This is a genomic window from Martinezella sp. CNPSo 3957, assembly GCF_057784395.1.
The window spans coordinates 24011-47229 of the sequence record NZ_JBXSOU010000019.1; the positions used below are offsets into that span (position 1 = coordinate 24011).

Annotated in this window: 22 protein-coding genes; 11 read left to right on the forward strand and 11 right to left on the reverse strand. The window is 58.5% G+C overall.

Annotated elements, in window-relative coordinates:
• The first annotated feature begins 15 nt into the window (after nucleotides 1-15).
• Together AC13QE_RS28845 and AC13QE_RS28850 are read left to right on the forward strand one after the other, a co-directional pair.
• Nucleotides 16-963, forward strand: a complete 948-nt coding sequence (locus AC13QE_RS28845) for a 2-hydroxyacid dehydrogenase (RefSeq protein ID WP_488486294.1) — start codon at nucleotides 16-18, stop codon at nucleotides 961-963.
• Between the two features lie 10 nt (nucleotides 964-973).
• The gene (locus AC13QE_RS28850; protein WP_488486295.1) at nucleotides 974-2005 is read left to right on the forward strand and encodes an L-idonate 5-dehydrogenase; all 1032 of its coding nucleotides are present in this window, start codon (nucleotides 974-976) and stop codon (nucleotides 2003-2005) included.
• 59 nt (nucleotides 2006-2064) lie between these two features.
• Here AC13QE_RS28850 and AC13QE_RS28855 read toward each other — a convergent pair whose 3' ends face one another.
• On the reverse strand, nucleotides 2065-2484 hold the full coding sequence (locus AC13QE_RS28855; RefSeq protein ID WP_488486296.1) for a GlcG/HbpS family heme-binding protein: 420 nt from the start codon (nucleotides 2482-2484) through the stop codon (nucleotides 2065-2067).
• An 88-nt stretch (nucleotides 2485-2572) separates the two neighbouring features.
• Here AC13QE_RS28855 and AC13QE_RS28860 point away from each other — a divergent pair, with 88 nt between their 5' ends.
• Nucleotides 2573-3463, forward strand: a complete 891-nt coding sequence (locus AC13QE_RS28860; protein WP_488486297.1) for an SMP-30/gluconolactonase/LRE family protein — start codon at nucleotides 2573-2575, stop codon at nucleotides 3461-3463.
• A 132-nt stretch (nucleotides 3464-3595) separates the two neighbouring features.
• On the opposite strand, the gene AC13QE_RS28865 is transcribed toward AC13QE_RS28860, so the two are convergent.
• Nucleotides 3596-3799, reverse strand: a complete 204-nt coding sequence (locus tag AC13QE_RS28865; protein ID WP_132720104.1) for a hypothetical protein — start codon at nucleotides 3797-3799, stop codon at nucleotides 3596-3598.
• Nucleotides 3800-4126: 327 nt separating this feature from the next.
• Between AC13QE_RS28865 and AC13QE_RS28870 the strand changes: the two genes are divergently transcribed.
• The gene (locus AC13QE_RS28870; RefSeq protein ID WP_488486298.1) at nucleotides 4127-4486 is read left to right on the forward strand and encodes an ArsR/SmtB family transcription factor; all 360 of its coding nucleotides are present in this window, start codon (nucleotides 4127-4129) and stop codon (nucleotides 4484-4486) included.
• An 86-nt stretch (nucleotides 4487-4572) separates the two neighbouring features.
• Here AC13QE_RS28870 and queE read toward each other — a convergent pair whose 3' ends face one another.
• The 4 genes from queE to AC13QE_RS28890 all read right to left on the reverse strand — a co-directional run bounded on the left by queE (nucleotide 4573) and on the right by AC13QE_RS28890 (nucleotide 7637).
• Nucleotides 4573-5301, reverse strand: coding sequence for a 7-carboxy-7-deazaguanine synthase QueE (gene queE / locus AC13QE_RS28875; protein ID WP_488486299.1), 729 nt, complete (start codon nucleotides 5299-5301; stop codon nucleotides 4573-4575).
• Entirely contained in the window at nucleotides 5298-5654 is a 357-nt protein-coding gene (gene queD, locus AC13QE_RS28880) for a 6-carboxytetrahydropterin synthase QueD (protein ID WP_488486300.1), read from the reverse strand. Before queD ends, queE begins: the two co-directional genes overlap by 4 nt.
• Nucleotides 5654-6364, reverse strand: a complete 711-nt coding sequence (queC, locus tag AC13QE_RS28885; protein ID WP_488486301.1) for a 7-cyano-7-deazaguanine synthase QueC — start codon at nucleotides 6362-6364, stop codon at nucleotides 5654-5656. Before queC ends, queD begins: the two co-directional genes overlap by 1 nt.
• Nucleotides 6365-6530: 166 nt before the next feature.
• Nucleotides 6531-7637, reverse strand: a complete 1107-nt coding sequence (locus tag AC13QE_RS28890; RefSeq protein ID WP_488486302.1) for an aldo/keto reductase — start codon at nucleotides 7635-7637, stop codon at nucleotides 6531-6533.
• A 140-nt stretch (nucleotides 7638-7777) separates the two neighbouring features.
• On the opposite strand from AC13QE_RS28890, the gene AC13QE_RS28895 reads away from it, so the two are divergent.
• Both AC13QE_RS28895 and AC13QE_RS28900 read left to right on the forward strand, forming a co-directional pair.
• Nucleotides 7778-8689, forward strand: coding sequence for a LysR family transcriptional regulator (locus AC13QE_RS28895; protein WP_488486303.1), 912 nt, complete (start codon nucleotides 7778-7780; stop codon nucleotides 8687-8689).
• Between the two features lie 238 nt (nucleotides 8690-8927).
• Nucleotides 8928-9326, forward strand: coding sequence for a helix-turn-helix domain-containing protein (locus AC13QE_RS28900; protein ID WP_488486304.1), 399 nt, complete (start codon nucleotides 8928-8930; stop codon nucleotides 9324-9326).
• A gap of 32 nt (nucleotides 9327-9358) precedes the next feature.
• On the opposite strand, the gene AC13QE_RS28905 is transcribed toward AC13QE_RS28900, so the two are convergent.
• Nucleotides 9359-10651, reverse strand: coding sequence for a TadE/TadG family type IV pilus assembly protein (locus tag AC13QE_RS28905; RefSeq protein ID WP_488486350.1), 1293 nt, complete (start codon nucleotides 10649-10651; stop codon nucleotides 9359-9361).
• A gap of 480 nt (nucleotides 10652-11131) precedes the next feature.
• Here AC13QE_RS28905 and AC13QE_RS28910 point away from each other — a divergent pair, with 480 nt between their 5' ends.
• Nucleotides 11132-13210 (forward strand): putative bifunctional diguanylate cyclase/phosphodiesterase, encoded by a 2079-nt coding sequence (locus AC13QE_RS28910; RefSeq protein ID WP_488486305.1) that lies wholly within the window; start codon nucleotides 11132-11134, stop codon nucleotides 13208-13210.
• 104 nt (nucleotides 13211-13314) lie between these two features.
• On the opposite strand, the gene AC13QE_RS28915 is transcribed toward AC13QE_RS28910, so the two are convergent.
• The gene (locus AC13QE_RS28915; RefSeq protein ID WP_488486306.1) at nucleotides 13315-15786 is read right to left on the reverse strand and encodes a beta-glucosidase; all 2472 of its coding nucleotides are present in this window, start codon (nucleotides 15784-15786) and stop codon (nucleotides 13315-13317) included.
• A gap of 325 nt (nucleotides 15787-16111) precedes the next feature.
• On the opposite strand from AC13QE_RS28915, the gene AC13QE_RS28920 reads away from it, so the two are divergent.
• Entirely contained in the window at nucleotides 16112-16786 is a 675-nt protein-coding gene (locus tag AC13QE_RS28920; protein WP_488486307.1) for a transglutaminase-like cysteine peptidase, read from the forward strand.
• Here the strand turns inward: AC13QE_RS28920 and AC13QE_RS28925 are convergent.
• On the reverse strand, nucleotides 16774-17109 hold the full coding sequence (locus tag AC13QE_RS28925; RefSeq protein WP_488486308.1) for a hypothetical protein: 336 nt from the start codon (nucleotides 17107-17109) through the stop codon (nucleotides 16774-16776). The genes AC13QE_RS28920 and AC13QE_RS28925 overlap by 13 nt on opposite strands.
• 201 nt (nucleotides 17110-17310) lie before the next feature.
• On the opposite strand from AC13QE_RS28925, the gene AC13QE_RS28930 reads away from it, so the two are divergent.
• The gene (locus tag AC13QE_RS28930; protein ID WP_488486351.1) at nucleotides 17311-18288 is read left to right on the forward strand and encodes a DUF1402 family protein; all 978 of its coding nucleotides are present in this window, start codon (nucleotides 17311-17313) and stop codon (nucleotides 18286-18288) included.
• Between the two features lie 36 nt (nucleotides 18289-18324).
• On the opposite strand, the gene AC13QE_RS28935 is transcribed toward AC13QE_RS28930, so the two are convergent.
• Entirely contained in the window at nucleotides 18325-18942 is a 618-nt protein-coding gene (locus AC13QE_RS28935) for a glycosyltransferase family 29 protein (protein WP_488486309.1), read from the reverse strand.
• Nucleotides 18943-19066: 124 nt separating this feature from the next.
• On the reverse strand, nucleotides 19067-20194 hold the full coding sequence (locus tag AC13QE_RS28940) for an ROK family protein (protein WP_488486310.1): 1128 nt from the start codon (nucleotides 20192-20194) through the stop codon (nucleotides 19067-19069).
• A gap of 219 nt (nucleotides 20195-20413) precedes the next feature.
• Between AC13QE_RS28940 and AC13QE_RS28945 the strand changes: the two genes are divergently transcribed.
• Together AC13QE_RS28945 and AC13QE_RS28950 are read left to right on the forward strand one after the other, a co-directional pair.
• Complete coding sequence (locus tag AC13QE_RS28945; RefSeq protein WP_488486311.1) at nucleotides 20414-21286, forward strand: glycerophosphodiester phosphodiesterase family protein; 873 nt, start codon at nucleotides 20414-20416, stop codon at nucleotides 21284-21286.
• 410 nt (nucleotides 21287-21696) lie between these two features.
• On the forward strand, nucleotides 21697-23181 hold the full coding sequence (locus AC13QE_RS28950; protein WP_488486312.1) for a lipopolysaccharide biosynthesis protein: 1485 nt from the start codon (nucleotides 21697-21699) through the stop codon (nucleotides 23179-23181).
• Nucleotides 23182-23219 lie beyond the last annotated feature (38 nt).

The following is a 23219-nucleotide window of genomic DNA, read 5'->3' on the forward strand; positions in this document are numbered from 1 at the left end:
GGGAGGACACACAAGATGAGTAAGCCCCCAATCCTGCAGATTGGCCCCTACCCGCAATGGGATCAAGAGCCTCTCGACGCAGCCTTTCAGGTTCATCGCTATTTCGAGGCGGCCGACAAGGACAGATTACTCGCCGAGGTCGGACCGTCGATCAGGGGCATCGCCACACGCGGCGAACTCGGCGCCAACCGCGCCATGATCGAGGCCTGCCCCAAACTGGAGGTCATTTCGGTCTATGGCGTCGGCTTCGACGCCGTCGATTTGCAAGCCTGCCGCGAGCGCGGTATCCGTGTCACCAACACACCCGACGTCCTGACCAATGATGTGGCGGATCTTGGAATTGCGATGATGCTCTGCCTCTCGCGCGGCATGATCGGGGCAGAGACATGGGTGCGTGACGGCAGCTGGGCAGAGAAGGGACTTTATCCCCTCAAACGCCGCGTCTGGGGACGGCGTGCCGGCGTGCTCGGTCTTGGCCGCATCGGCTTCGAAGTCGCGAAACGCCTGAAGGGCTTCGACATGCAGATTGCCTATTCGGACGTCGAGGCGAAATCTTACGCGTCAGACATGACCTTTGTCGCCGATCCCGTCGAGCTCGCAGCACAATCGGATTTCCTGTTCGTCACGCTCGCCGCTTCCGCCGCCACCCGCCATATCGTCGGTCGTAACGTGATCGAGGCGCTCGGCCCGGAAGGCATGTTGATCAACATCTCCCGCGCGTCCAATATAGACGAAGACGCCCTACTCGACGCGTTGGAGACCGGCAGGCTCGGATCGGCAGCCCTTGACGTCTTCGAAGGCGAGCCAAAGCTTAATCCGCGCTTCCTGGCACTCGACAATGTGCTGCTGCAGCCCCACCATGCCTCCGGCACGGTTGAGACGCGCAAGGCCATGGGTCAGCTGGTGCGCGACAATCTCGCCGCCCATTTCGCCGGCCAGGCACTGCCGACACCCGTTCTTTGAGGAGAAAGATATGAAGGCCATCATCGCCCACGCCGCTAAGGATGTGCGGATCGAGGATTATCCTGAGGAAGAACCGGGCGCGGGAGAAGTGAAGCTGCGGCTTGCAACCGGCGGCGTCTGCGGCAGCGACCTACATTATTATCATCACGGCGGCTTCGGCACTGTTCGCCTGAAGGAACCGATGATCCTCGGGCATGAAATCAGCGCGACCGTGACCGCGCTCGGTCCGGGCGTGCAGGGGCTCGAGATCGGCCAGCTCGTTGCCGTTTCCCCCTCCCGCCCCTGTCGCACCTGCCGCTACTGCCTGCAGGGACTGCCCAATCAATGCCTCAACATGCGCTTCTATGGCAGCGCCATGCCCTTCCCGCACATCCAGGGTGCCTTTCGCGAGACGCTTGTGGCCGATGCCATTCAATGCGTGCCGGCCGATGGCCTGACGCCGGGTGAAGCGGCCATGGCGGAACCTTTGGCCGTGACCTTGCACGCTACGCGGCGTGCGGGCGAGCTTCTCGGCAAACGCGTTCTCGTGACCGGCTGCGGTCCGATCGGCGTCCTCTCGATCCTGGCGGCCCGCCGCGCTGGCGCCGTCGAGATCGTCGCGACCGATCTTTCGGATTTCACCTTGTCGCTCGCCAGGCAGGCAGGAGCCGACAGGGTCATCAATACGAAGGACGAACCTGAAGCGCTTGCCGCCTATTCCTCCGACAAGGGCACGTTCGATGTGCTCTATGAATGCTCAGGTGCGGCGGCGGCCCTCGCCGGTGGCATTGCGGCACTGAGACCGCGGGGGATCATCGTACAGCTTGGTATCGGCGGCGACATGAGCCTGCCGATGCTGGCGATTACGGCAAAGGAGTTGGAACTGCGTGGCTCTTTCCGCTTTCATGAAGAGTTTGCGGTTGGCGTCGATCTGATGCGCAAGCGCCTTATCGATGTGCGGCCGCTCATCACCCACACAGTCCCGCTTGCCGACGCGATCAGCGCCTTCGAGATCGCGTCGGATCGAAGCCAGGCCATGAAGGCGCAGATCGCCTTCAACTGAACGAAAGCGGCGCGAAATCCACTCGATTGAAGCCGAAGAGGGATTTCGCGCTCACCCGTTCAGTCTAGGTCGGCGCCGATCGCTTCGAGCGCGGCGCGGGCAACCTGTTCGTCCTGCTCGCCGGAACCCGAACCGACGCCGATGCCGCCGAGAAGCGCGCCGCCGACGCGGATTGGCAAACCGCCGCGCAACCCCGTCATCCCGCCGTCGGTGGCGATTGCCAGCGGCACTCGCGCATGGTCCGGCAGCGAATGGCTGGGAGCGCCGATGGAGGCCGCCGTCTGTGCTTTAGCACCGGCGCTTTTCAGCGACTGAAAACGCGAACCGCGCATGCGGAAGGAGCCGAGCGTCACGCCGGATTGATCGACGATGACGATGCATTGCGGCTGGCCCATCGCGGTCGCGGCGGAAATGGCGGCGTTCAACAAGGTCATCACACCTTCGTCACTCAAGACGCTCGACGTCAGAACGTGGCTCATGCACTATCCTCCTCATTGCGGACTCATCGAGTTATGTTATCGATAACAGATCAACGCACGATCTAGCATTACGGGAGGTATTGTCACAATGTCGTTCTTCGAAATCATCGACCCGGCCTTTGGGAAATTTGTTCTTGGCAATGCCCCCGTCAAGCAAATCGCCACCGGTTTCGACTGGGTGGAAGGCCCTGTCTGGTTCGGAGATCTGAATTGCCTGCTCTTTTCGGATATTCCCAACAACCGCATCATGCGCTGGATGCCGGGGCTCGGCACCAGCGTCTTTCGCGAACCTTCGAATTTTTCGAACGGTCATACCCGTGACCGGCAGGGCCGGCTCGTCAGCTGTGAGCATGGCATCAGGCGTGTCACGCGCACCGAATATGACGGCTCCATCACGGTCATCGCGGATCGCTATCAGGGCAAGCGCCTGAACTCACCCAACGATGTGATCGTCGCCTCTGACGGCGCGATCTGGTTTACCGATCCGCATTACGGCATCGCGACGGATTACGAGGGATATAAGAGCGAGCAGGAGCTGCCGTGCAATGTCTATCGCGTCGATCCAGACGGCTCCATTCAGGCCGTGCTGACGGATTTCAATTGCCCGAACGGGCTTGCCTTCAGTCCTGACGAGACGAAGCTTTATGTCGCCGATACCGGTCGCATGCATAGCAACGATCCGCAACATATCCGAGTCTTCAACGTCGGCCAAAACTGGCAGCTCTCCGGCGGCGAGGTATTTCATGCGATTTCGCCGGGCTGTGCTGACGGCATGCGCTTCGACGGCGACGGCAATCTCTGGTCTTCGGCAGCCGACGGCGTGCATTGCATCGCGCCCGACGGCCATCTCATGGGCAAGATCCTGGTACCGGAAACAGTGTCCAACCTCTGCTTCGGCGGTCGCGGCAAGCACAAGCTTTTCATGACGGCAACGACAAGCGTCTACGCGATCTCCTTGAACCGAAGCGGCGCACTGTGACAGCGGGCCAAAGGCGTCGGGCGAAATGAGGCGGCCCTAAATCATGCCCAGGACCACCCTGCCCTGAAATCTGAAGTGATGGCAAAGCGCTCGTCACGGAGCGATTGCCATGTCGGCCCGGAACAGACGATCTCAGCGCAAATCGGCCTGCGGCCTGGAGCACGAAGCGGCATGGGTGATCGGCGCCAGATTGGCGGACAAGGCACGCTCCTGCCGGCGCGCGGCATCCTGCAGCAGGCTTGCCATTCCAGTCACGGAAATGCGATCCGCGCGCATGACCTGGCGGATCAGCGGATCTTTGAGAACTTCGGCGATCGTCAAGTCCCTTTGGGTCATGGTTACCTCCTGTTCGTTGGAGCAGAAGATAAGCCGCTTTATTAGCAGTGCGATGTCAGAACCCGGACAAAAACAAGGCATTTCGTTCGATTTTGTTACAGAATAATTGCAAAACCCAAAGCGGTACATATTCCAAAATTACAATAGGACCCTAGTTGACCGCTGGGAGAGGTTGATTTCCTGGAAATCGGCCGAACTGGGAGGGGCCGCCTGCTCCGCGAGGATGCGACGTTTTGGAATATCCAAACCATAATTTTGCAACTTTTGCGCTTATCATCACGCGCTGCAGGTGGATTTTAAGATTAACTATCGACGATTGGCCGTGCTATGTATTCCTCAGATCAGACCACAGAAGATGAGCGTCTCATCTACCATGCAGATCTTCTCAGCCAGCTTTCAAATCCCAAACGCCTTGAGGTCTGTATTCATCTGTCCGGCCGTGAGGAGGATGTAAACAGCCTGGCCAAGAAGCTTGGAATATCGCAATCAGCCCTCAGCCAGCACCTGACCCGCTTGCATCATTCCGGCATCGTCAAAGTGCGCCGTCAGGCGCAGTATAGATACTATACCTGCGATCATCCGGGCGTGTTGCAGATCCTCAAGACACTTGCGGGAATTTTCGATGCTGAACTCAAATCAGCGATGTCGAATACCGTCGAGCATGGCAGTCGCGAGGAGAAATCGTAACGCAGTACCGATGCGGCTCTGCTGGTTGGCCTACAAAAATGTAAATTGCGATCGGGCCAGGCAAAATGTGGCCCGTTCGCAATCTATCAAACGCCGCGCCTGTTTCCCCAGATGATCACGTGCAGTTGCGGCAGCACCCTCGCCTCGAACCATCGATCATTGCTGACCTTTTCCACGAGCCAGCGCATCCGCTCGACGATGCCGTCAATATCGACAATGGCATCCTCTGCATCGGCTGGCGGCGGCGTATGATTGCCGGGTTGCAGATAGACGGGCAATTGAGGATAGCGAGCAGCCGCGTCTCGCGCATATTCATAGTCGAGCTCGTCGAATATGACGATCTTCAAGGCGATCTGCGGTCCGCTGCCCGCCATGCGCAGACAGTCGTCGAAGGCGATCCAGTCCGTCGCCATGCCGCTCGATGGAGGCTTCGGGCTCAGCACGAGCACATCGAGTTCGGCGAACCATTCCCTGGCCACGCTCCCTTGAGTCTCCAGCGCGAAGCGATATCCCTCCGCATGGCCGCGCGCAATCAGCGGGCCGAGCGGTTGGATCGCAGGATTGCCGCCGGAGAGCGAGATGGTCAGCGGTTTGCCGCCTGAAAGTCGCGTTACCTCCTGCCAGATCTCGTCGACCGACATCGGCCGCCATTGATCGCGATAATCACTATCGACGGCATGCAGCGTATCGCACCAGGAACAGCGATAATCGCAGCCGCCTGTGCGCACGAAGATCGTCGGAAGGCCGATCAGGATGCCCTCGCCTTGGATCGTCGGCCCGAAGATCTCGCTGATGCGAATGGGCGCTTCGCTCATGGCCGGTATTCCGCCCAGGTCTTCGGGGTTTCGCTGACTCGCACGGCAGATGTCTGCGGCAAGCGCTCCTTGCACCAGTCATAGAAATGCTTGGCGAGATACTCCGAGGTCACCCGGTCATGTCCAAAGACATCATTGAGATGGCGATGATCGAACGCTTCGTCGATATAGCGCTTCAGAGGTTGCAGCTCATGATAATCTCGCACGAACCCGTTCTCGTCCAGTTCGCCGGCCGAAAGCTCCACAACGACGATATAATTGTGCCCGTGCAGGCGCGCGCAATGGTGATCTGAGGGAAGATGCGAGAGCTGATGCGACGCGGAGAAATGAAACTCCTTGGTGATGCGATACATCACTTCACCTCCTCAGCCGAAAAGCCCGATGTCGCGGCAACCCAGAAATCGGCATCGTCATATTCCGTGGGATCTGCGATACCAGCGAGATGGAAGGCTTCGCGCCGCTCCACACAGGTGCCGCAGCGGCCGCAATGGCGCTCTCCGCCCTTGTAGCAGGACCAGGTTTCGGCAAAGGGGGTCTTATGCCGGGCGCCATCGGCAACGATATCCGCCTTGGAGATCGTCACATAGGGCGCGTAGAGCGAAACGCTGGCATAGCCGTCGAGTGCCTGCTTCTGCATCTGCTGGAAAGCCTCGATGAAACCCGGGCGACAGTCGGGATAGATGAAATGATCGCCGCCATGAACCGCAACGGCGACGGCATCCGCCTTCTGCGCCGCCGCAAGCCCGAAGGCGATCGCCAGCATGATCGCGTTACGGTTCGGTACGACCGTCGCCTTCATGGTTTCCTCGGCATAGTGCCCGTCCGGCACCTCGACATCATCTGTCAGAGCTGATCCGGTCAGATGCCGGCCGATGGCGGTGATGTCGATGATCTCATGCGGCACGCCGAGACGCTTGGCGCAGGCGCCGGCAAATTCCAGCTCCTTGCGGTGCCTTTGGCCGTAATCAAAGGAGACGAGGCCGATAAGCTGATGTTCGGCTGCGACCTTATGGGCGAGCGAAACGGAGTCCAATCCGCCGGAGCAGATCACGATAGTCTTCATAATTCAGGATCCCTTGTTTTGACCGGGTGGGCTGCGACCGGATTTCATGGCTTTTCAAAGCCACGGCGGGGTCTCTAGCAGCAGAAACCGGAGGAAACAAGGCAATCGTTCATTTCATCGCAACGCGCTGTCAGTTGCCCAGCGCGTTGCGATGGCTGTGACGTCTTTAGCTGACACCTGCAAACTTTCCCGAGATGTTGAGATCCGGATAGTAACCCACGGGCTTGTCGCCGACAGTCTGGCCGCCGGTCAGGCTGCCTTGGATCTCCGGTCCGAAAAAGGAGTATGGGAAGGTCGATGGCAGGGCACTCACATCATCGAGGCGTTGGCGCAGTTCGTGCGGTATCGTGAACTCCAGCGCGCCGAGATTATCCTTTAGCTGCTCCAGTTTCGTCGCGCCGACGATGATCGAGGCAATGCCGGGCTGCGTCATCGCCCAGTTGACCGCTACCTGTGCCATGCTGCGGCCAAGCTCGCCCGCCACCTTTTCCAACTCGGCGACGATCGCCCAGTTGCGCTCGTTGAATTTCTGAAAACCGGGATTGCTCGTGCCCCGTACGGTTTCGAGGCGGCCGGCCGTTTCTCCCTGGCTGCTGGGGCGATATTTGCCGCTGAGCAGACCGCTCGCAAGCGGGCTCCAGGCCATGATGCCGGCACCGTAACGCGTCCCGAACGGTACGAATTCATTCTCAATATTGCGCTCGGCCAGGGAATATTCGAGCTGAAGCGCCGAGATCGGCTCATAACCGCGATATTCGGCAATGACCTGGGCGCGGCTCGCATACCAAGCCGGAACATCGGACAGACCGACATGCCGGACTTTGCCCGAGCGCACTAGGTCGTCAAAGGTACGCATTACCTCTTCCGGTGGCGTCAGGCGGTCCCAGCAATGCATGAGGTAGAGGTCGATATAGTCCGTGTTGAGCCGCTTCAACGATCCCTCGACCGCCCGCAGGATATTCTTGCGGCCATTGCCGGCCGCATTCGGCGTCTGGGCCGCAAGGTTCATGGTGAATTTGGTCGCAATGACGGCATCGTCGCGCAAGCCGCGCTCAGCAATGAACTCGCCCAGCCAAGTCTCCGACGTACCACCGGTATAGGCATCGGCAGTATCGAAAAAATTGCCGCCGGCATCGACATAGGCATTGAAGATGGCTCGCGCCGCTTCTTTGTCGGCACCCCATCCCCATTCCGTGCCGAAGGTCATAGTTCCAAGTGCAAGCCGCGTCACCTTCAGTCCGCTATTGCCAAGCGCGTAAAATTCCATGCTCATCACTATTCTCCTCTGTGGCGCACCAAACCAGCTCGATAATCGAAAGCGGTCGGCCGCAATTCAGTGCTTATAGCTTCGCTACTTTCCGTCCGTTCGATAAGGTCATTTAATCTGCATTCATTATGCGATATGGCTCAGCAATGGATCGCGATCTGCTCACACATTTGCCTATCGTCGCCGCCGTCGCGCGCCGCGGCGGATTTGCGGCCGCTGCCAGCGAACTGGGCATGAGCCCATCGGCCGTCAGCCATGCCGTTCGGCTGGTGGAAGAAAGACTTGGACAGCCGCTCTTCGCCCGGACGACCCGCAGTGTTGCGCTAACGGAAGCCGGAAAAAGCCTGATCGGAACGATTAATCCTGCGCTGCGGGACATTCACGATCGTATGGAGCGCATCAAGGCGGCCAAGGGAAAGCCGAGCGGCCTGCTGCGCATCAATGCCTCCCGCATCAGTCTGCCGCTTGCGATAACCCGCGTCATCAGGGCCATGGCGGAACGTTATCCGGAGGTCGAGATCGAGATATTCTCCGATGAGCGGTTGACCGATATCATTTCCGAGGGGTTCGACGCCGGTATCCGCGTCGGAGAGATGATCGCTCAGGATATGGTGGCGGTCCGCCTGACCCCGCCTTTCCGCGCGATCGTGGTGGCATCACCCGATTATATCGGGCGGTTCGGGCGGCCGAAGACGCTGGCTGATCTCGCAGATCACATATGCATCGGTTATCGCCTTATCCGCTCCGGCGGCCTTTATCAGTGGGAATTCATTGAAGACGGGCGCGATGTCGCCGTGACCGTCAGCGGCCAGGCGATCGTCACAGAATCGCATTCGGCCGTCGAGCTTGCGCTGGCGGGCGTCGGCTTGGCTTATGTCTTCGAGCCGCTCGTGCAGACAGAGATCGCATCCGGCAGGCTTGTTCAGGTCCTGGGCGACTATGCGGTGACGGAAGCAGGTCTTTTCCTCTATTTTCCGCGCCGCGCCGAGCTGGCGCCAAAGCTCCGGGCTTTCATCGACACGATACGGCAGATCAATCGCGAGGCAGCCACCGGCTAGGAGCAAGCTCCATCGACTGCGAGCGGTACGCTCACGAATGGTCAAATTGCGCGGGGCCGGTCCCAAAGGCGCAGGAAACAGAACGCCCGTCGCTATTCGAAATAAATCGAGGTTGTCGTCTGCCGTAACTCCCGGCAGTCATAGCGAAACGCTTCTCCAGCGAGGCGTTCGGAAGTGCTGCGGCATCCGCCATCAGCCTCCGGTCACAAAGATCGATAAGCGCCAAGAGGAGGAACCAATGCAGGAAATCGCAGCAAAGAAGGCGCCGAGCCCGATCGATGTCGAAGTCGGTAAACGTATCCGCGCGCAACGGCGCCTGCTTGGCATGAGCCAATCGGCGCTCGCCGAGAAACTGGACCTTACCTTCCAGCAGGTCCAGAAATATGAAAAAGGCGTCAACCGCGTCGGCGCAAGTCGTCTGCAACGTGTTGCTGACAGCCTCGGCGTCCCGATATCGCACTTCTTCGACAATACAGCCTTTGATAATCCTGTTCCAACCGACGCGCCGCGCAACGACCTCGTCGGCTTCCTGTCGTCCGAAGAGGGCTTGGAACTCAATCGGGCTTTCACAAAAATCAAGGATGCCAGAACGCGCCAGAAGATCGTCGGCCTGCTCAAATCACTGGCCTTCGCCTAGCCTTCCCGGTCTGGTCAGTGCGCGGCTTGGCGTCAGCTTGTGATGCGCGGCGTACGAATGACCTTGAGGAAGAGCGCGTTCATCGCGTCGGAGATGCCTTGCGTCGGGCTCACCTCGAAATAGAGGCCGGGTGAGGCGCAAGTCTGCAAATTGGTGCCGATTTGCGATTGGAACGGCGCGATCCACTGGTTGTACCAGCCGTTTGTCGGCAAGGGAAAATAGGTCGTATAGAGGATAGCGATCTTGATGTTCTGGTTTTTCAGCGGCTGGCAGAAGGCGGTGGCAAGCGGCTCCTGGCAGCGACCATTCGTGGTCGGCTTAGTGCAGGTCGTGGGCTTATAGCTGTCGCCGACGCCGTCGGTGACAAGGAAGAGGACTTTCTGGCGATCGGTGCTGGTATTTCCGCTGCCGCCCGAGCCAATGATCGGCGCGAGCTGCGTCAGCATCGTATCGAAACTCGTATCCTGGTCGTTGTTGTCGCCTTGCCCTCGAACAGACATCAGGTCCACGTTCTTGCTGATGGCATCACTGACCTGCGCCATATCGGATGATAGCGGGGATACGTTGGTCAAGCCAATTGTCGAGGTATCTTTACCGAATGTATAGACGGCCATCCTGTACTGATCGGGTGTTACCCGGTTCGTCTTAGCAGTACCCGTAAGCGACTGTGTCGCCAGCCCGACGACAGCGATACGGGTCTTGACACCAAGGCGACTTGCGAGATTGTAGTAATTGTTTTGGTTATTGCTGTCGTGGCACGCAAAGGCACATTTGTCTGACGTGTTTGCCACCATTTTATCAATATCGGCCATGGTAGCACCGATCCCCATGGATGGCGTGTTGTCCAGCAGCATGTAGAAATCCATGAAATTCGCCGTCTGATACTGTGCAGATGCCGAGCCGCTGACGGGAATGGATGTTTTTCCGATAATCTGGCTCAACGTCGTCGGTACGTTCGCCGAAAAATTGACCGTCGATGAGACAACATTTCCCGTACGCATTACCCCGACGCTGACGTTAACCGGTATGTTCTGAATATCGCTGGACGCCTGGCCATAGAAGAGCTTGTTGGCATCGCTTTGACCGATCGTGACGGTCCCATCGCTTGTCATGGCCATGGCAGCCGCAACAGCCGGCGACGAATCCGCAATTGCGCCGACCGCGGCCGCATCGGCAGCATTCTGCAGCTCCGTTCGCACGAGCATCGCATTGGTGATATCGAGCGCCAGTCCCCCAGCCGCGATCAACGGAACGGCGACCAATGCCGTTGTGATCCCGAAATTGCCCGACCGATCCAGAAACAGTCGTCCCGAGAGCTTTCGCATGGCATAAAGGGACTTCAGATAAATCGTAGATCTCTTCACAAGCAAACCTTCTACATTATAAGTTGCAGCGTCAAAACATTCGCCAAAATGAAAGCATTATTACTTTCAAATATACTTATGTATATTATATTCGAGAAATATTTAGATTCTCATAAGGGAGAGTTTCTCAATTATACTTCCAATATTCAGGGGAAATTTACCAAGAATCCGTAATATATCTGTGCATGGCGCAAACGGCGGATGAAAATCGAACGCGATGAAATGCTCGTTCGAAACGAAAAAGATGCGCAAAATCCAATACTTCGTAAAGAAGATATGCAGCGGGCACAAAGCCGGAGGTTGCAGAAATTGCAATTTCACGCCAAGTATCTTTACTTGATTTTCAGTGTTTACCCGTGAAAGCAGCAGTGTCGATATCAGGCGCAGCTGACCGCATCGGAAACTGCCCCTCACCCTGATGGTTAATGTTGGGATCTTTGCGTGCGCGTTCTTTCCTGCATCTTCACGGAGCACAATCTGTGGCTCGTTCTCCTGGCGGCGTTCGTCTGCGTCAGCGGCGGATGGATCACCCTCAATCTGCTCCGCCGAGCCGAAAAGACGCGCGACCTTCAACGTGGCGGCTGGATTTTTCTGACCGCCGTGGCTGCCGGTTCGTCGATCTGGTGCACGCATTTCATAGCCATGCTGGCCTATGAAGTCGGCGCGCCGGTCACCTTCGATCCCATCCTGACGATGGCCTCGTTTCTTTTGGCCGCCATCGGCTGTGCCGGCGGTTTTGCGATCGCCTTGTCGCGCCTGCCGCGCATCGCACCGGAATTCGGCGGAGCCGTCGTCGGCCTTGCCATCACCAGCATGCACTATACCGGTATGCTGGCCTACCACGTCGATGGCATCGTTGAGTGGAACCAGGGTTATGTTGCCGCTTCTGTTGCCCTTTCGGTGATTTTTGCAGCGCTTGCACTCAATCAGGCCGTGCGCCGGCCTTGGCAGCTCTCCCCGATCGCCGGCCTCGCTCTCTTTGTCATCGCCGTGGTCTCGCTTCATTTTACGGCGATGACGGCCGTCTCTGTCACGCCGCTTGCAACCGGCGCTGCGATTGCGGACACCTACGCACTGAAGGCTATGGCGGTTGCTGTTGCCGGCGGCGGATTGCTTATTATCGGTACAGGCGTGGCAAGCTACATGATCGACGAGCGGGCCTCGCGCGAATCCATCGAGAAGCTTCAGCATATGGCACTCAACGACCTGCTGACGGGCCTGCCCAACCGCAGCAGTTTCACTGACCATCTGCAGCGCGAGATCGGTCATGCCAAGGAAGACGGCGTAAAACTCGCGGTCATCGGCATCGACCTCGATCGCTTCAAGGAAATCAACGACCTGCGAGGACACAAGGCTGGCGACCAGGCGTTAAAGGCAATCGGACGACGCCTGCTGCGCCTCGTCCGGGACGGCGAGTTCGTTGCTCGTGTCGGTGGCGACGAGTTTGCCGCGGCCAAGCGCTTTCGCGAACAGAGCGAGCTGCTGGATTTCGTAGCCCGGCTGGAGAAAGTCCTGTTCGAGCCCATCCGGATCGACGACTTCGAGACAGTGACAGGCGCCAGCATCGGTGTTGCCATCTATCCCGACGATGACGTCGACCAGGAGCGCCTCGTCAGCAACGCCGATCTCGCAATGTATCGCGCCAAGGCCGACATCGGCCGCGCTGTCTGCTTCTATGAATCCAAGATGGATGAAGCTGCCCGCGCCCGTCATACGCTGGCGCAAGATCTACGCCGCGCCGTCGAATTGGATCAGCTCGACCTGCACTATCAGGTACAGACATCAGTTCGCACAGGGCAGATCTGCGGCTACGAGGTCCTCGTCCGCTGGCATCATCCCGAGCATGGCGCGGTGCCGCCTTCGGAATTCATTCCGATCGCGGAAGAAAGCGGCACGATCCTCGTCATCGGCGAATGGGTTTTGCGCACGGCCTGCAAGGAGGCAGCATCATGGGAACAGCCCTACAAGATCGCCGTCAACCTCTCGCCCGTACAGTTTGCTTATGCGGATCTTGCAAAGCTCGTTCATACGATCCTTCTCGAAACCGGCCTTGCGCCATCGCGGCTGGAACTTGAAATTACCGAATCCACAATTATTGCCGATAAAACTCGGACCTTGCATGTCCTGCGGCAGATCCGGGATCTCGGCGTGACCGTTGCTATCGATGATTTCGGCACCGGATATTCCTCGCTCGATACGTTGCGATCCTTCCCCTTTGACAAGATCAAGCTCGATCGTTCCTTCATGAATGAGGTGGATCACAGCATTCAGGCAAAAGCGATCGTTCGCGCAGTACTGACGCTCGGCAAGAGCCTGGATATCCCTGTTCTGGCGGAAGGCGTCGAGACCAACCATCAGCTCGAAATCCTGCGCGTCGAAGGCTGCGACGAGGCACAAGGCTTCTTCCTCGGCCGGCCAAAGCCCGTCGGGCAGATCTTTCAAATGGAATCATCGGCAGAGGATGACGAGACGTCGGCATTTTCCGGCCGGCTGCCGCCCTATCGCATGCGCCGTCGCTAGGAAGTTCCACACGCGTCAATGCAAAATCTGCGGCAATTGCAGGGCGTAGACCTGCGCCCTCCCTGACTTATGCTTGATTTCGTCAGCTGCGGCCGTTCGCGATATCAGATCGAACGGTCCGAAACCTCACCAATCCATTCGCTTTCAAGCTCGATCGCAACGGCGGAGCGGATATCGAGAGCATTGACGGCCACGAGAAGCTCATAGCGACCGGCGATGGCTCGAAATGCTCCGATCCGCTCGTCGAAATAGCTCAGATCGCGCGGACGAACGACAAGAGAGGCGGTGCCTCTTTCACCCGGCATCAGCCGAAGCTTGGCAAAGGCGCGCAACTCCTTATCCGGCCGCTCGACTGTCGAAGCAGGCGCGCGCACGTAAAGCTGCACAAGCTCCGAACCGGTTCTGTCGCCGGTGTTGATGATATCGACCGTCACGGTGATGCCATCCTGGTCCATTCTCGTTGCCGAAGCCTGGGCCTCGCCCCAGGAAAATCGCGTGTAGCCCAGACCGAAGCCGAAGGGGAACAAGGGCTCAATATCGCGCTTATCATGATGGCGATATCCGACGAAGACGCCCTCGGCGTAACGCACATGCCCATCCTTGCCGGGATAGACGGATGCGTCGCCAACCATGGCGGAGTTATCCGATAGGCGCTTCGGGAAGGTTTGCGGCAGACGTCCGCCAGGCTCGACATCGCCGAAGAGCACATCGGCAACGGCATGTCCGAGCTCCTGACCGGGATACCACATCTGCAACACGGCCCGAACCTTGCCGAGCCAGGGCATCTCGATGGGGCCGCCGGTCTGGAGCACGACAATCGTATTGGCGTTGGCGGCCGCCACACGGTCTATGAGTTCTTCCTGACGACCCGGCAGGCGCATATCTGGCAGATCGAGGCCCTCCGTATCCCACTCGCCGTCGCGGCCGACAAAGAGCAGAACGACGTCTGCATCGCTTGCCTTTTGGACGGCATCCAGCATCGCCTCTTCGCCGAGCGGCTTCTCCACGCCGAAGCGTACCGCCGTCAGATTGATCCCCTCCTCGGTCGTCGCGGACGAGCAATATTCGACCACCACCCTGTAGCTCTGTCCGGCTTCCAGATGGATGCCCTGTCGCTGCTCGACATTGGCGGTGCCGAAGTAATTGTCGCCGCGAGCCCAGCCGTCATAGCCGTTGACGACGAGCTTGCCGTCGAGAAAGAGCTTGGCAAGACCCGCATTCGTCATACCGAATACATGCTCCCCGCTCTCCGTCGGCACATAGGAGGCCGTCATCCGGGCGGAGAACTCATTGGGATCGAGCTCGGAGGACGGCAGATCGAACCAGAAGAACTCACCCTTGCTTGCCGTTTCGGTGACCATCACCGGTCCTGCAAGATCGCGGCCCTTAAAATAGTCCACCCGCATCTCACCGGAGAAGACATTGATGAGGCGATTGTTGCGGCAGCCGGTAGCATGGTGAATGCTGTTGGCATTCGACAGTGCCTGCCGGATGCCTTCCAAGGGGCTGACCCTGTAGTGCGCTGCGATCTGGGCGCTGCCGCCACCCATGACCCGGGCTTCGGCGGCATTCGGTCCGATAACAGCCACATGCCCAAGGCCTGTCTTCTGCAGCGGTAGAATGCCGTCGTTCTTCAAGAGCACGGCACCCTCGGCTCCGAGCTTGCGGATCAGCGCGCGATCCTCCGGCAGATCAAGTGCGTGTTCGCTCAAATCAGGCGTCTTCTCGAAGGCGCCGACCCGCTCAAGCAATGTCAGAATGCGGCGAGCAGCCTCGCGCACCGTTTCCGACTTGACCTCGCCGTTGCGCACCGCCGCCACGAGCTTTTCGCCACGGTCACGCGTCGGACCAGGCATTTCCAGATCGAGCCCGGCGTTGACGGTCGCCGCTGTCGAATGGGAGCCGAACCAGTCCGATATAACGATACCGCCGAATCCCCACTCCTCCCGCAAGACCTTGGTCAAAAGCCAGGGATGCTCGCTCGTATAGGTGCCATTCAGCCTGTTATAGGAGGACATGACGGCCATGACGCCGGCCTTCTTCACGGCCTGCTCGAACGGCGGCAGATAGATTTCGCGAAGGGCGCGTTCATCGATATCCGACGACATCGTCTGGCGCTCGATCTCGGATTCATTGCCGGCAAAATGCTTGATCGTGGCGGCAATACTCTGGCTCTGCACACCCTGGATATAGGCAACGGCAAGAGCGGCCGTCAGCATGGGATCTTCCGAATAGCATTCGAAATTGCGGCCATTGAGGCCAGAGCGGTGAATATTGACCGTCGGCGCCAACAACACCGAGGCGCCCTTGCTCTTGGCCTGGCCGGCGAGCGCCACGCCCATACGTTCGACAAGGGCGGGGTCCCATGTGGCGCCAAGCGCGATCGCAACGGGAAAGCAGGCCGCATTAACGCCGGCAACCAGCGAGCCGGCGCCGCGAGCTCCGTTCGGCCCATCCGTGACCTTGATCTTCGGGACGCCAAGGCGCTCAACCGGCACCGTGGTCCAGAAATCGGCGCCCGACAGCAGCGAAACCTGCTCTTCAAGCGTCATCCGGTCGAGAATATCGTCGATCATTAGGCCTCCCGAGCAATTCCCTGGCTGTTCCACCGTCCATCCGCGGTGAGGATTCGTATTTAAGACCAACAAATCATAAATACGCCAGATGCTCTTTGGATAAATCGGTAAACCAATGAAATAACATCTATTTTTCCGTAATATTCGATCTTTTCCGCATCGCGACATGCGTGGCAACCAGTCGGAAATCATAAATTTGGTGCTTGCACGGGTATCGCCGATGGCAGCGCCTGGCAAAAGCACCGGTTCGATAAAATGCGAATAATCTTTTTCTGAATAAATTTGACCGTGTCGGATTTCATGAGCCCAACTCATGGAGCCGAGTATGCGTTCACTTCTCGTCGCTGCAAGCTTTCTCTTCGTCGCCGGCATGTTGTTTTCGACGGCAACGACGGCAAAGCCCGTGGCCAATACCGCCGCGGCGCACGCGCACCAATTTGCGCGCGAGGTGACAGATGCGAGCGTACCCGTCGGCTGGATCAACTTCTGCAAAGCGCAACCAACCGAATGCGTGGCCGGCCAAAAGAGCACGGAATTCGTCAATCTCGATCGCGATCATCGGCTGCAACTGCAGCAGATCAACAGCCTGGTCAATCACGAGATCCAGGGCATCGGCGACAATGATCATTACGGCATCTACAAGCTCGGCATCGTCAATTGGTGGACCTATCCCGACGATGGTGCCGGCAACTGCAACGACTATGTCCTCCTGAAGAAGAAATTGCTCATCGAAGCAGGCTGGCCACGGTCTGCCCTGCTGCTTACGGTGGTCCTCGACACCCATAACGAGGGACATCTTGTCCTGATGGCGCGCACGAACGACGGCGACCTCATCCTCGACAATCTCACCGATGCAGTCAAAAACTGGAGCGGAACAGGCTATACCTTCATCAAGCGCCAGACGGCCAACGATCCGAACAATTGGGTTCGGCTGGAATCCGGTCGCACACCTGAAGAGCTTGCCATGATCAGCAAGGCCTTGGCGTCTCATTCACAGTGATTGGCAGCCCAATAGCTATCGATCAGACCTTTGCCGTCTTGGTCTAGGATGGCAAAATTGCCGGGAATAACGACGAAGAAGCGTTCTCCGCTTTCTGCACCGGCGCTGCCATTTGCACTTGCCGCGTCGACACGACCACAGACGACGAAGCCTGGCATTCGTTCGCTCGGCTTGGCCGTCAGAATATGGATGGCAGAGGGCGGCACCTCTATGCGCCGTGCGACCGCTGCCTTGGCCAGTGCCGGGACATCCGCCATGGTCGGCATGGTTTCGCCGGGGGCCGCTGCAAGCAAGATGCTCCCTGCGATCACGAGATGTTGCATCGACATCCTTTCGAAAGCCTGGACCACGGGAACGCAACCCTGGACGGCTATATCCCGTATGCCTCTGCAGCCGAAAGCTGCTTTGATCGAAGTTTATTGTGATTCGCGAGGCGGAAGAAGCTTGCGCTCTTGCCTTCGGATAACGATCGCGTATCAAGATCGTCCCCGCGCCGGAGTACATTTTGGAAAGTCAGCTTGCGAATGCGAACACGCCTGTCGATACTCCCGGCACTCGGTCTCCTTTTTATCCTTGCATTGACGAATGCCACTTCCGCGCGTGAGCTCGTACGCGTACCGCCGGGCAATCGCAACAGCGTTCAGCCGCCCATACCCAATACCTCGGTGCTGCGGGCCAAGGCCTTCAACACGACTTACGACGAAAAATACCAGAAGATCGTCGGAGTGCTTCGCGACGACAAGGATTTGATGGCCTCGATCAGGAAGGCCGGACAGGCCTACCAGATCGATCCCATTCACATCGTTGGCGCCCTTGTCGGCGAGCACACCTACAACATCACGATCGTCAACAGGGTAAAGTCCTATTACGTCAAGGCGCTCGCCTATTCGCAGTCCGATTTCAAGTTTGCCTATAAGGACGTGACGGTCCAGACCTTCCTGAAGAAGCCGGAATTCGCCCATTGCGACGCCTTTACCGGCAGCGCCGAATTGTGGGAATGCCGTGACGAGACCTGGGACAAGAGTTTCCGAGGCAAGGTCATCGACGGCGTCGCTTACGAAAACATGACCTTCCAGCGCGCCTTCTTCCAGCCTTTCTTTGCCGGCCAGACCTTCGGCCTTGGACAGATCAGCCCTTTGACCGCCCTTGAAGTCACCGATCTCGTCCATGCGACGAGCGGCCTGCCGAAGCTTTCCGTCGATGATCCGCAGGCGATCTACCGCGACATCATGGATCCCGATCGCAGCGTGATCTATATCGCCGCCATCGTAAAGGATGCCATCGACGCCTACCGCGCGGAGGGTTTCGACATCACCGACAACCCCGGCCTGACGGCAACGCTTTACAATGTCGGTCAGCCGCGCCGCCGTGCGGCCGCCCTGCGGCAAGCAGCGGACGCTTCCGGCGGCAAGAAACTGCCGGAAGAAAACTATTATGGTTGGCTGGTGAATGATAAACTTCCGGAGCTGCGCGGGTTGCTCGGCAGCGACAACAGCCAATAGGCCGGCAGAACTTCACCAATGAAGACCTTGGCCTAATCAGGCGATCAGGCTCACGCGATCAGTGGCAATCTTGTTTTCGACCCAGGCTCGTTCATTCTGCCAATCATGCCGCTTCCACCCTTCCCAGCCGAAGCCGCATAGCTTGATGTCCCATTCGGACGCGGGGAACCTTGCGAGCGCATAACGGATGCCAAGAAAGCCTGTGCTGGGAAAGACCTTGTGCATGCGGCGCCCGGAAATACCGAGCTCACCGCAGCCTGCAATATAGGTCTGCGGCGGCATGATGCGGATCTCCTTGCCAGCCCTGCCCAGTAACTCGATTGCTTGCATCGTCCAGTCAGCCCGTCGGCCCTGCAGACGCTGGAAAATGTTGGGTCTTGGATGATATTTACGAATGATATCGGGGTGGTAGGCCAGCATGAAGACCTTTGCGGCCTTAAGCGCAGCGTTATCCATGAAGCCAGGATCGAGAAGCCGCCGATACAGGATCTTGCTCGAGGCGGCCAGCATGATCATGTCGGTGCGCTCGCCGCTCATGCCGCCGGAAAGGACCGGCTCGTTGAAACGCATGACGAATTGCGCCTCGTCTACGATACCGGCGATATCGCGTTCCAGCTTGCCATTGCCGACAATGATTGCAGTGTTGCGCACCAATACGGTCGTCCAGAAAATACGGGCTGTGCCTTAGCAAGAGGTTCTGACAGCACACTGAAACATTGATGAGGCGGAACTGAAATCCCCTAGATCCAGTCGCAGCAGCGCAAAGCAAATGAAATGGCTACAGAAAGTAACGGAACTTCAGTGGAAGCAGCGCCGCGCCGATCGCGCTGGCATCACCTTTGGTTTCGCTGAGAACCAGCCGAGGTCCTGGCGGTGCGGCACCATAGCGGTGCGGGCGCTGCGACGGCAGGCGGGCGCGCGCGATCATCATTCGTCCAAGCTCGGGCGGTAGCTGGCCACCGAAGACGATGGCCTGCGGATCGATCACCCCGGCAAGCGTGGCGATCAGACGGTCGAGCATCGGCATGGTCTCGGAGAGCCAGCTCTCGACGCCGGGCCAGGTAGGGTTGAAATTTTGCTTCAGTTCCTCGATGGAGCCTATGTCGATACCGCTCTCCCGCAACGTGGCGATGAGATATTGCAAAGCCGGCCGGCGCAGCACTTCGTCCGGATTATAGATGACGCTGAATTCCCCAGCGTTCCCATGGAAGCCCAGATAAGGCCTGCCCTCCAGAACAAGACCGCCGCCAAATCCATAGTTGAAGGAGAGATATGCAAAGGTCTTGCACCAGCGCCCGACACCGCGCAGGCTCTCACCTATGGCGCCCGTCGTTGCGTTGTTTTCCAACCAGGCCGGAACTCCGAACACATGCTCGAGTTCCGGCTGCAGATCGACCAGAGACCAGTCGCGCAGCGGCTCCGGAGCATTAAAGCGACGATCATCGCCGACGAAGAAACCCGACATGGCAAAGCCGAGTCCAATGAGATTTGCGCGCGATATTTCATGGTGCGCCAGGATCGAATCCAGTTTTTCCTCGAGGATTGCTAGCATTGCCTTGCGGTCGGCGGGCACGCCACTCAGCACCTCCTGATCGACGATGTCGCAGCCGAAATCGGCAAGCGACAGTGTCACGGCATCTGTGTTGACGGAAATACCAACCGAATAAACTGCCTGCCGCTCCAATTCGATTGTGGGGCTCGGCTGCCCGCGCGCGCCCTTGATTGGCGCACCGGCGCGAAGCAAGCCGCGAGTCATCAGCGCCTCGACGAGACGATGTACCGATTGCTGCGTTAAGTTGGTGTGGGCCGTAATGGTCGCGCGCGGGATCGGCTCGCGGCTGCGGACAATATCAAGGATGAGGCGTTCGTTTTCGCTTGCCAGTGGGAATTTTTCAAGCGCTACCATGACTGCAATCCTGATCCTGTCGTACCGACCTAGCCGTTCGCCTATCCGGGCACAATCCGGACCCATATATTCGCGGCTACTCGTCACAAATATTACACTTTATGTGTATTAATAACCATAACAGCGATCGGTGCCAATGCACCGCGTCGACCACAGCCAGTGGTGCTCACATTCGACATCGAACCGCCTGAAAACCGACAGCTCACGAAAGCTCTTCTCATGCACAGCCAGACCGCCACCTCGCCCTTATCCCGCAATACCGATATCTACGACCTCCTCTCCCGGACCAATCCAAACATTCTCACTATTGCCCATCGTGGGCTTTGGTCGGCAGCTCCCGAAAATTCATTGGCGGCAATCCGTGCGGCAGCCGAGCTTGGCGTGGAATTCGTCGAAATCGACACGCAGGCGACTGCTGATGGCCATCTCGTCGTCATTCACGACAAGACGCTGGACCGCACCACGTCGGCTAAAGGCGTGGTCGGCGCGAGCAGCTTTGCCACAATCCGCGAGGCTCGACTGCGTGTCGGCGCCGGCGAAGAGATGGCAGCGTTGACGGATGAGCGTGTCCCCACGCTCGAAGAGGCACTGGAGGAGGCGCGCGGGCGCGTCTTCGTCAATATCGACACGAAATTTCCGCGTGAATTGCCGCAGGTCATTGCCGCGGTGCGCCGGCTAGGTGCCGAGGATCACGTCATCATCAAGTCGGATGTCGAGCCGCAAAGCGGCTCTTTCCCCGTGCTCGATGCCGATTGGTTCGGATCGATCCCGCATATGCCGATGTTTCGCGTCCGGCCCGGCAAATTTACCGAGGATCTTCGAATGATCGAACTGCTCAAGGCGCCGATGATCGAGGTGAAATTTACCGACATTGCTGATCTCGCAGCCGGGCGCGAGGAACTGGAACGCCAAAATATCCGGCTCTGGATCAATACGCTCGATGTCTCCTACAATCTCGACTTCAACGATAGCCGGGCGCTTAGCGACCCTGAAGGCGTATGGGGAACGCTTGTTGACGCCGGCGTCGGCGCCATCCAGACCGATACGAATGTCGAATTCAAGCGGTGGCTCGCGACCAGAAGCGGCAAATAAAGCCCCTTCGGCTTAACGGGCAGACAAGAAAGCCCGGGCGGTTTCTCATCGCCCGGGCTTTTGCGTCCTCCGGCGCTGTCAGCAATCCAAAGCGAAGCCTTCGTGCCTGCGGAGGGAGCGTTTCTCGGCAGCAACCTTACCAATTTTGGTCCTCTGAAGGGCAAATGCTGCATCGCGAAGAAAATGATACGAAAATGAATTAAAACTGATGTGAAAATGAATTTTGAATGTTGACTTAAGGAATCGCTGAACTAGTTCCCGCTCATACGCCGGGGCCCGCCCCATCCATAGCGACCATATGATCCTGCATAATCCTGTGCAGCCGTTGCAGCAGCTAAGACGCTGTTACGGCAAGGAATATTCGTGCGGTTAAGAGGTCGCATCATAGCGCAGTGGGACTTCAGTATCGCATGAGCAGCATCACTGGACGGCTCGTCAAAGGAAGCATGTGGCTAAGCCTGTCCCGGACCATCGTGAACGGACTTGCAACGCTCAGCACCTTCGTATTGGCCCGCTATCTGGCGCCCGCCGATTTTGGCGTCGTCGCCCTTGGCATGACGATATTGATGATCGTCACGACCATTACCGAACTTTCCCTTTCGGAGGCGCTGATCCGTCATGCCGCACCGGACGAATCCCATTTCAGTGCCGCCTGGACGCTGAATGCCGCGCGCGGGCTGGCGATCTGCATCCTGTTTGCGATCTTTGCCTATCCGGCGGCGGCCCTTTTCAATGAGCCTAGACTGGCGGGCGTCATGTTCGCTCTTGGCATCAGCATGCTGCTTGGTGGTCTGACGAATCCGCGCCGCATCATGCTACAGCGCGATCTGATCTTCTGGCAGGAGTTCGTGCTTGCGGTCTCGCAGAAGTTCGCCGGCTTCGTCGCCTCCGTTGCAATCGCCATCATCTATCAAAGCTATTGGGCGCTGATCGTCGGCACGCTGATCAGCCAGGCGACGAATGTCATCGTCTCCTATCTCGTGCTGCCCTTCCGCCCCAGGATCACCTTCCAGCACATGCGGGAGTTCTTCTCCTTCTCCGCCTGGCTGACCGCCGGCCAGATCGTCAGCACGCTCAACTGGCGCTTCGACTATCTGCTTGTCGGCAAGATGCTCGGCGGCATCCAGCTCGGCTATTATTCGGTCGGCAGCAACCTCGCCATGATGCCGACGCGGGAGGCGACCGCTCCGCTCACGCAGACAATCTATCCGGCTTTTGCCGGTATTCACAGCGATCCCGGCCGGTTAGCCGCCGCCTATCAGCGCGTGCAGGCGCTGGTCGCGGCAGTCGCCCTTCCAGCCGGGATCGGCGTTGCCGTGACGGCCGATCCGCTGGTCAGGCTGGCGCTCGGCGATAAATGGGCGCCAGTCATCTTCATCATCCAGTCGCTTGCTTCGGTCTTTGCATTGCAGACGCTGGGCTCGCTCGTACAGCCGCTCGGCATGGCAAAGGGCGAGACGCGCGTGCTCTTCGTCCGGGACACGCAGATGTTCTGCCTGCGCGTACCGATCATGATCGGCGGCCTGATGCTCTATGGCCTTCCGGGGGTCATTGCTGGGCGCGTCTTCACGGGCCTTTTCAGCACGGCCGTCAACATGATGCTCGTGCGACGCTTCACCGGCATTACCGTTGCAAAGCAATTGTCGGTGAACCTTCGGGCACTCGCAAGCGTCGCCATCATGGCGGCGGGCGTCTCGCTCGCCTCAAGCCATCTTGCCTACACGGACGACAAGTTCGTGCTCGTGACGCATCTCGCAATCCTGATCCTGCTCGGCGGCCTGCTCTATTGCGGTTCGACGCTCCTGCTGTGGACGCTGATGAAGCGGCCGGCCGGCCCGGAAACGGAGGTCCGAAACATACTCGGCAAGGTGCTGCCGAGACTTCGGCCTGCCTGAAGCGCGGCCGATACCGGCCGGACCGATTGTCATCTGAA

What these genes read in the sequence shown, in the direction of transcription:
- queD (WP_488486300.1), bottom strand. Translation starts at nt 5,654, where the DNA reads ATGTATCGCATCACCAAGGAGTTTCATTTCTCCGCGTCGCATCAGCTC.
- AC13QE_RS28915 (WP_488486306.1), bottom strand. Translation starts at nt 15,786, where the DNA reads ATGATCGACGATATTCTCGACCGGATGACGCTTGAAGAGCAGGTTTCG.
- AC13QE_RS28945 (WP_488486311.1), top strand. Translation starts at nt 20,414, where the DNA reads ATGCACAGCCAGACCGCCACCTCGCCCTTATCCCGCAATACCGATATC.
- AC13QE_RS28900 (WP_488486304.1), top strand. Translation starts at nt 8,928, where the DNA reads ATGCAGGAAATCGCAGCAAAGAAGGCGCCGAGCCCGATCGATGTCGAA.
- AC13QE_RS28930 (WP_488486351.1), top strand. Translation starts at nt 17,311, where the DNA reads ATGCGAACACGCCTGTCGATACTCCCGGCACTCGGTCTCCTTTTTATC.
- AC13QE_RS28950 (WP_488486312.1), top strand. Translation starts at nt 21,697, where the DNA reads ATGAGCAGCATCACTGGACGGCTCGTCAAAGGAAGCATGTGGCTAAGC.
- AC13QE_RS28860 (WP_488486297.1), top strand. Translation starts at nt 2,573, where the DNA reads ATGTCGTTCTTCGAAATCATCGACCCGGCCTTTGGGAAATTTGTTCTT.
- queC (WP_488486301.1), bottom strand. Translation starts at nt 6,364, where the DNA reads ATGAAGACTATCGTGATCTGCTCCGGCGGATTGGACTCCGTTTCGCTC.
- AC13QE_RS28920 (WP_488486307.1), top strand. Translation starts at nt 16,112, where the DNA reads ATGCGTTCACTTCTCGTCGCTGCAAGCTTTCTCTTCGTCGCCGGCATG.
- AC13QE_RS28905 (WP_488486350.1), bottom strand. Translation starts at nt 10,651, where the DNA reads ATGCGAAAGCTCTCGGGACGACTGTTTCTGGATCGGTCGGGCAATTTC.
- AC13QE_RS28865 (WP_132720104.1), bottom strand. Translation starts at nt 3,799, where the DNA reads ATGACCCAAAGGGACTTGACGATCGCCGAAGTTCTCAAAGATCCGCTG.
- AC13QE_RS28925 (WP_488486308.1), bottom strand. Translation starts at nt 17,109, where the DNA reads ATGCAACATCTCGTGATCGCAGGGAGCATCTTGCTTGCAGCGGCCCCC.
- AC13QE_RS28850 (WP_488486295.1), top strand. Translation starts at nt 974, where the DNA reads ATGAAGGCCATCATCGCCCACGCCGCTAAGGATGTGCGGATCGAGGAT.
- AC13QE_RS28895 (WP_488486303.1), top strand. Translation starts at nt 7,778, where the DNA reads ATGGATCGCGATCTGCTCACACATTTGCCTATCGTCGCCGCCGTCGCG.
- AC13QE_RS28870 (WP_488486298.1), top strand. Translation starts at nt 4,127, where the DNA reads ATGTATTCCTCAGATCAGACCACAGAAGATGAGCGTCTCATCTACCAT.
- queE (WP_488486299.1), bottom strand. Translation starts at nt 5,301, where the DNA reads ATGAGCGAAGCGCCCATTCGCATCAGCGAGATCTTCGGGCCGACGATC.
- AC13QE_RS28940 (WP_488486310.1), bottom strand. Translation starts at nt 20,194, where the DNA reads ATGGTAGCGCTTGAAAAATTCCCACTGGCAAGCGAAAACGAACGCCTC.
- AC13QE_RS28855 (WP_488486296.1), bottom strand. Translation starts at nt 2,484, where the DNA reads ATGAGCCACGTTCTGACGTCGAGCGTCTTGAGTGACGAAGGTGTGATG.
- AC13QE_RS28845 (WP_488486294.1), top strand. Translation starts at nt 16, where the DNA reads ATGAGTAAGCCCCCAATCCTGCAGATTGGCCCCTACCCGCAATGGGAT.
- AC13QE_RS28890 (WP_488486302.1), bottom strand. Translation starts at nt 7,637, where the DNA reads ATGAGCATGGAATTTTACGCGCTTGGCAATAGCGGACTGAAGGTGACG.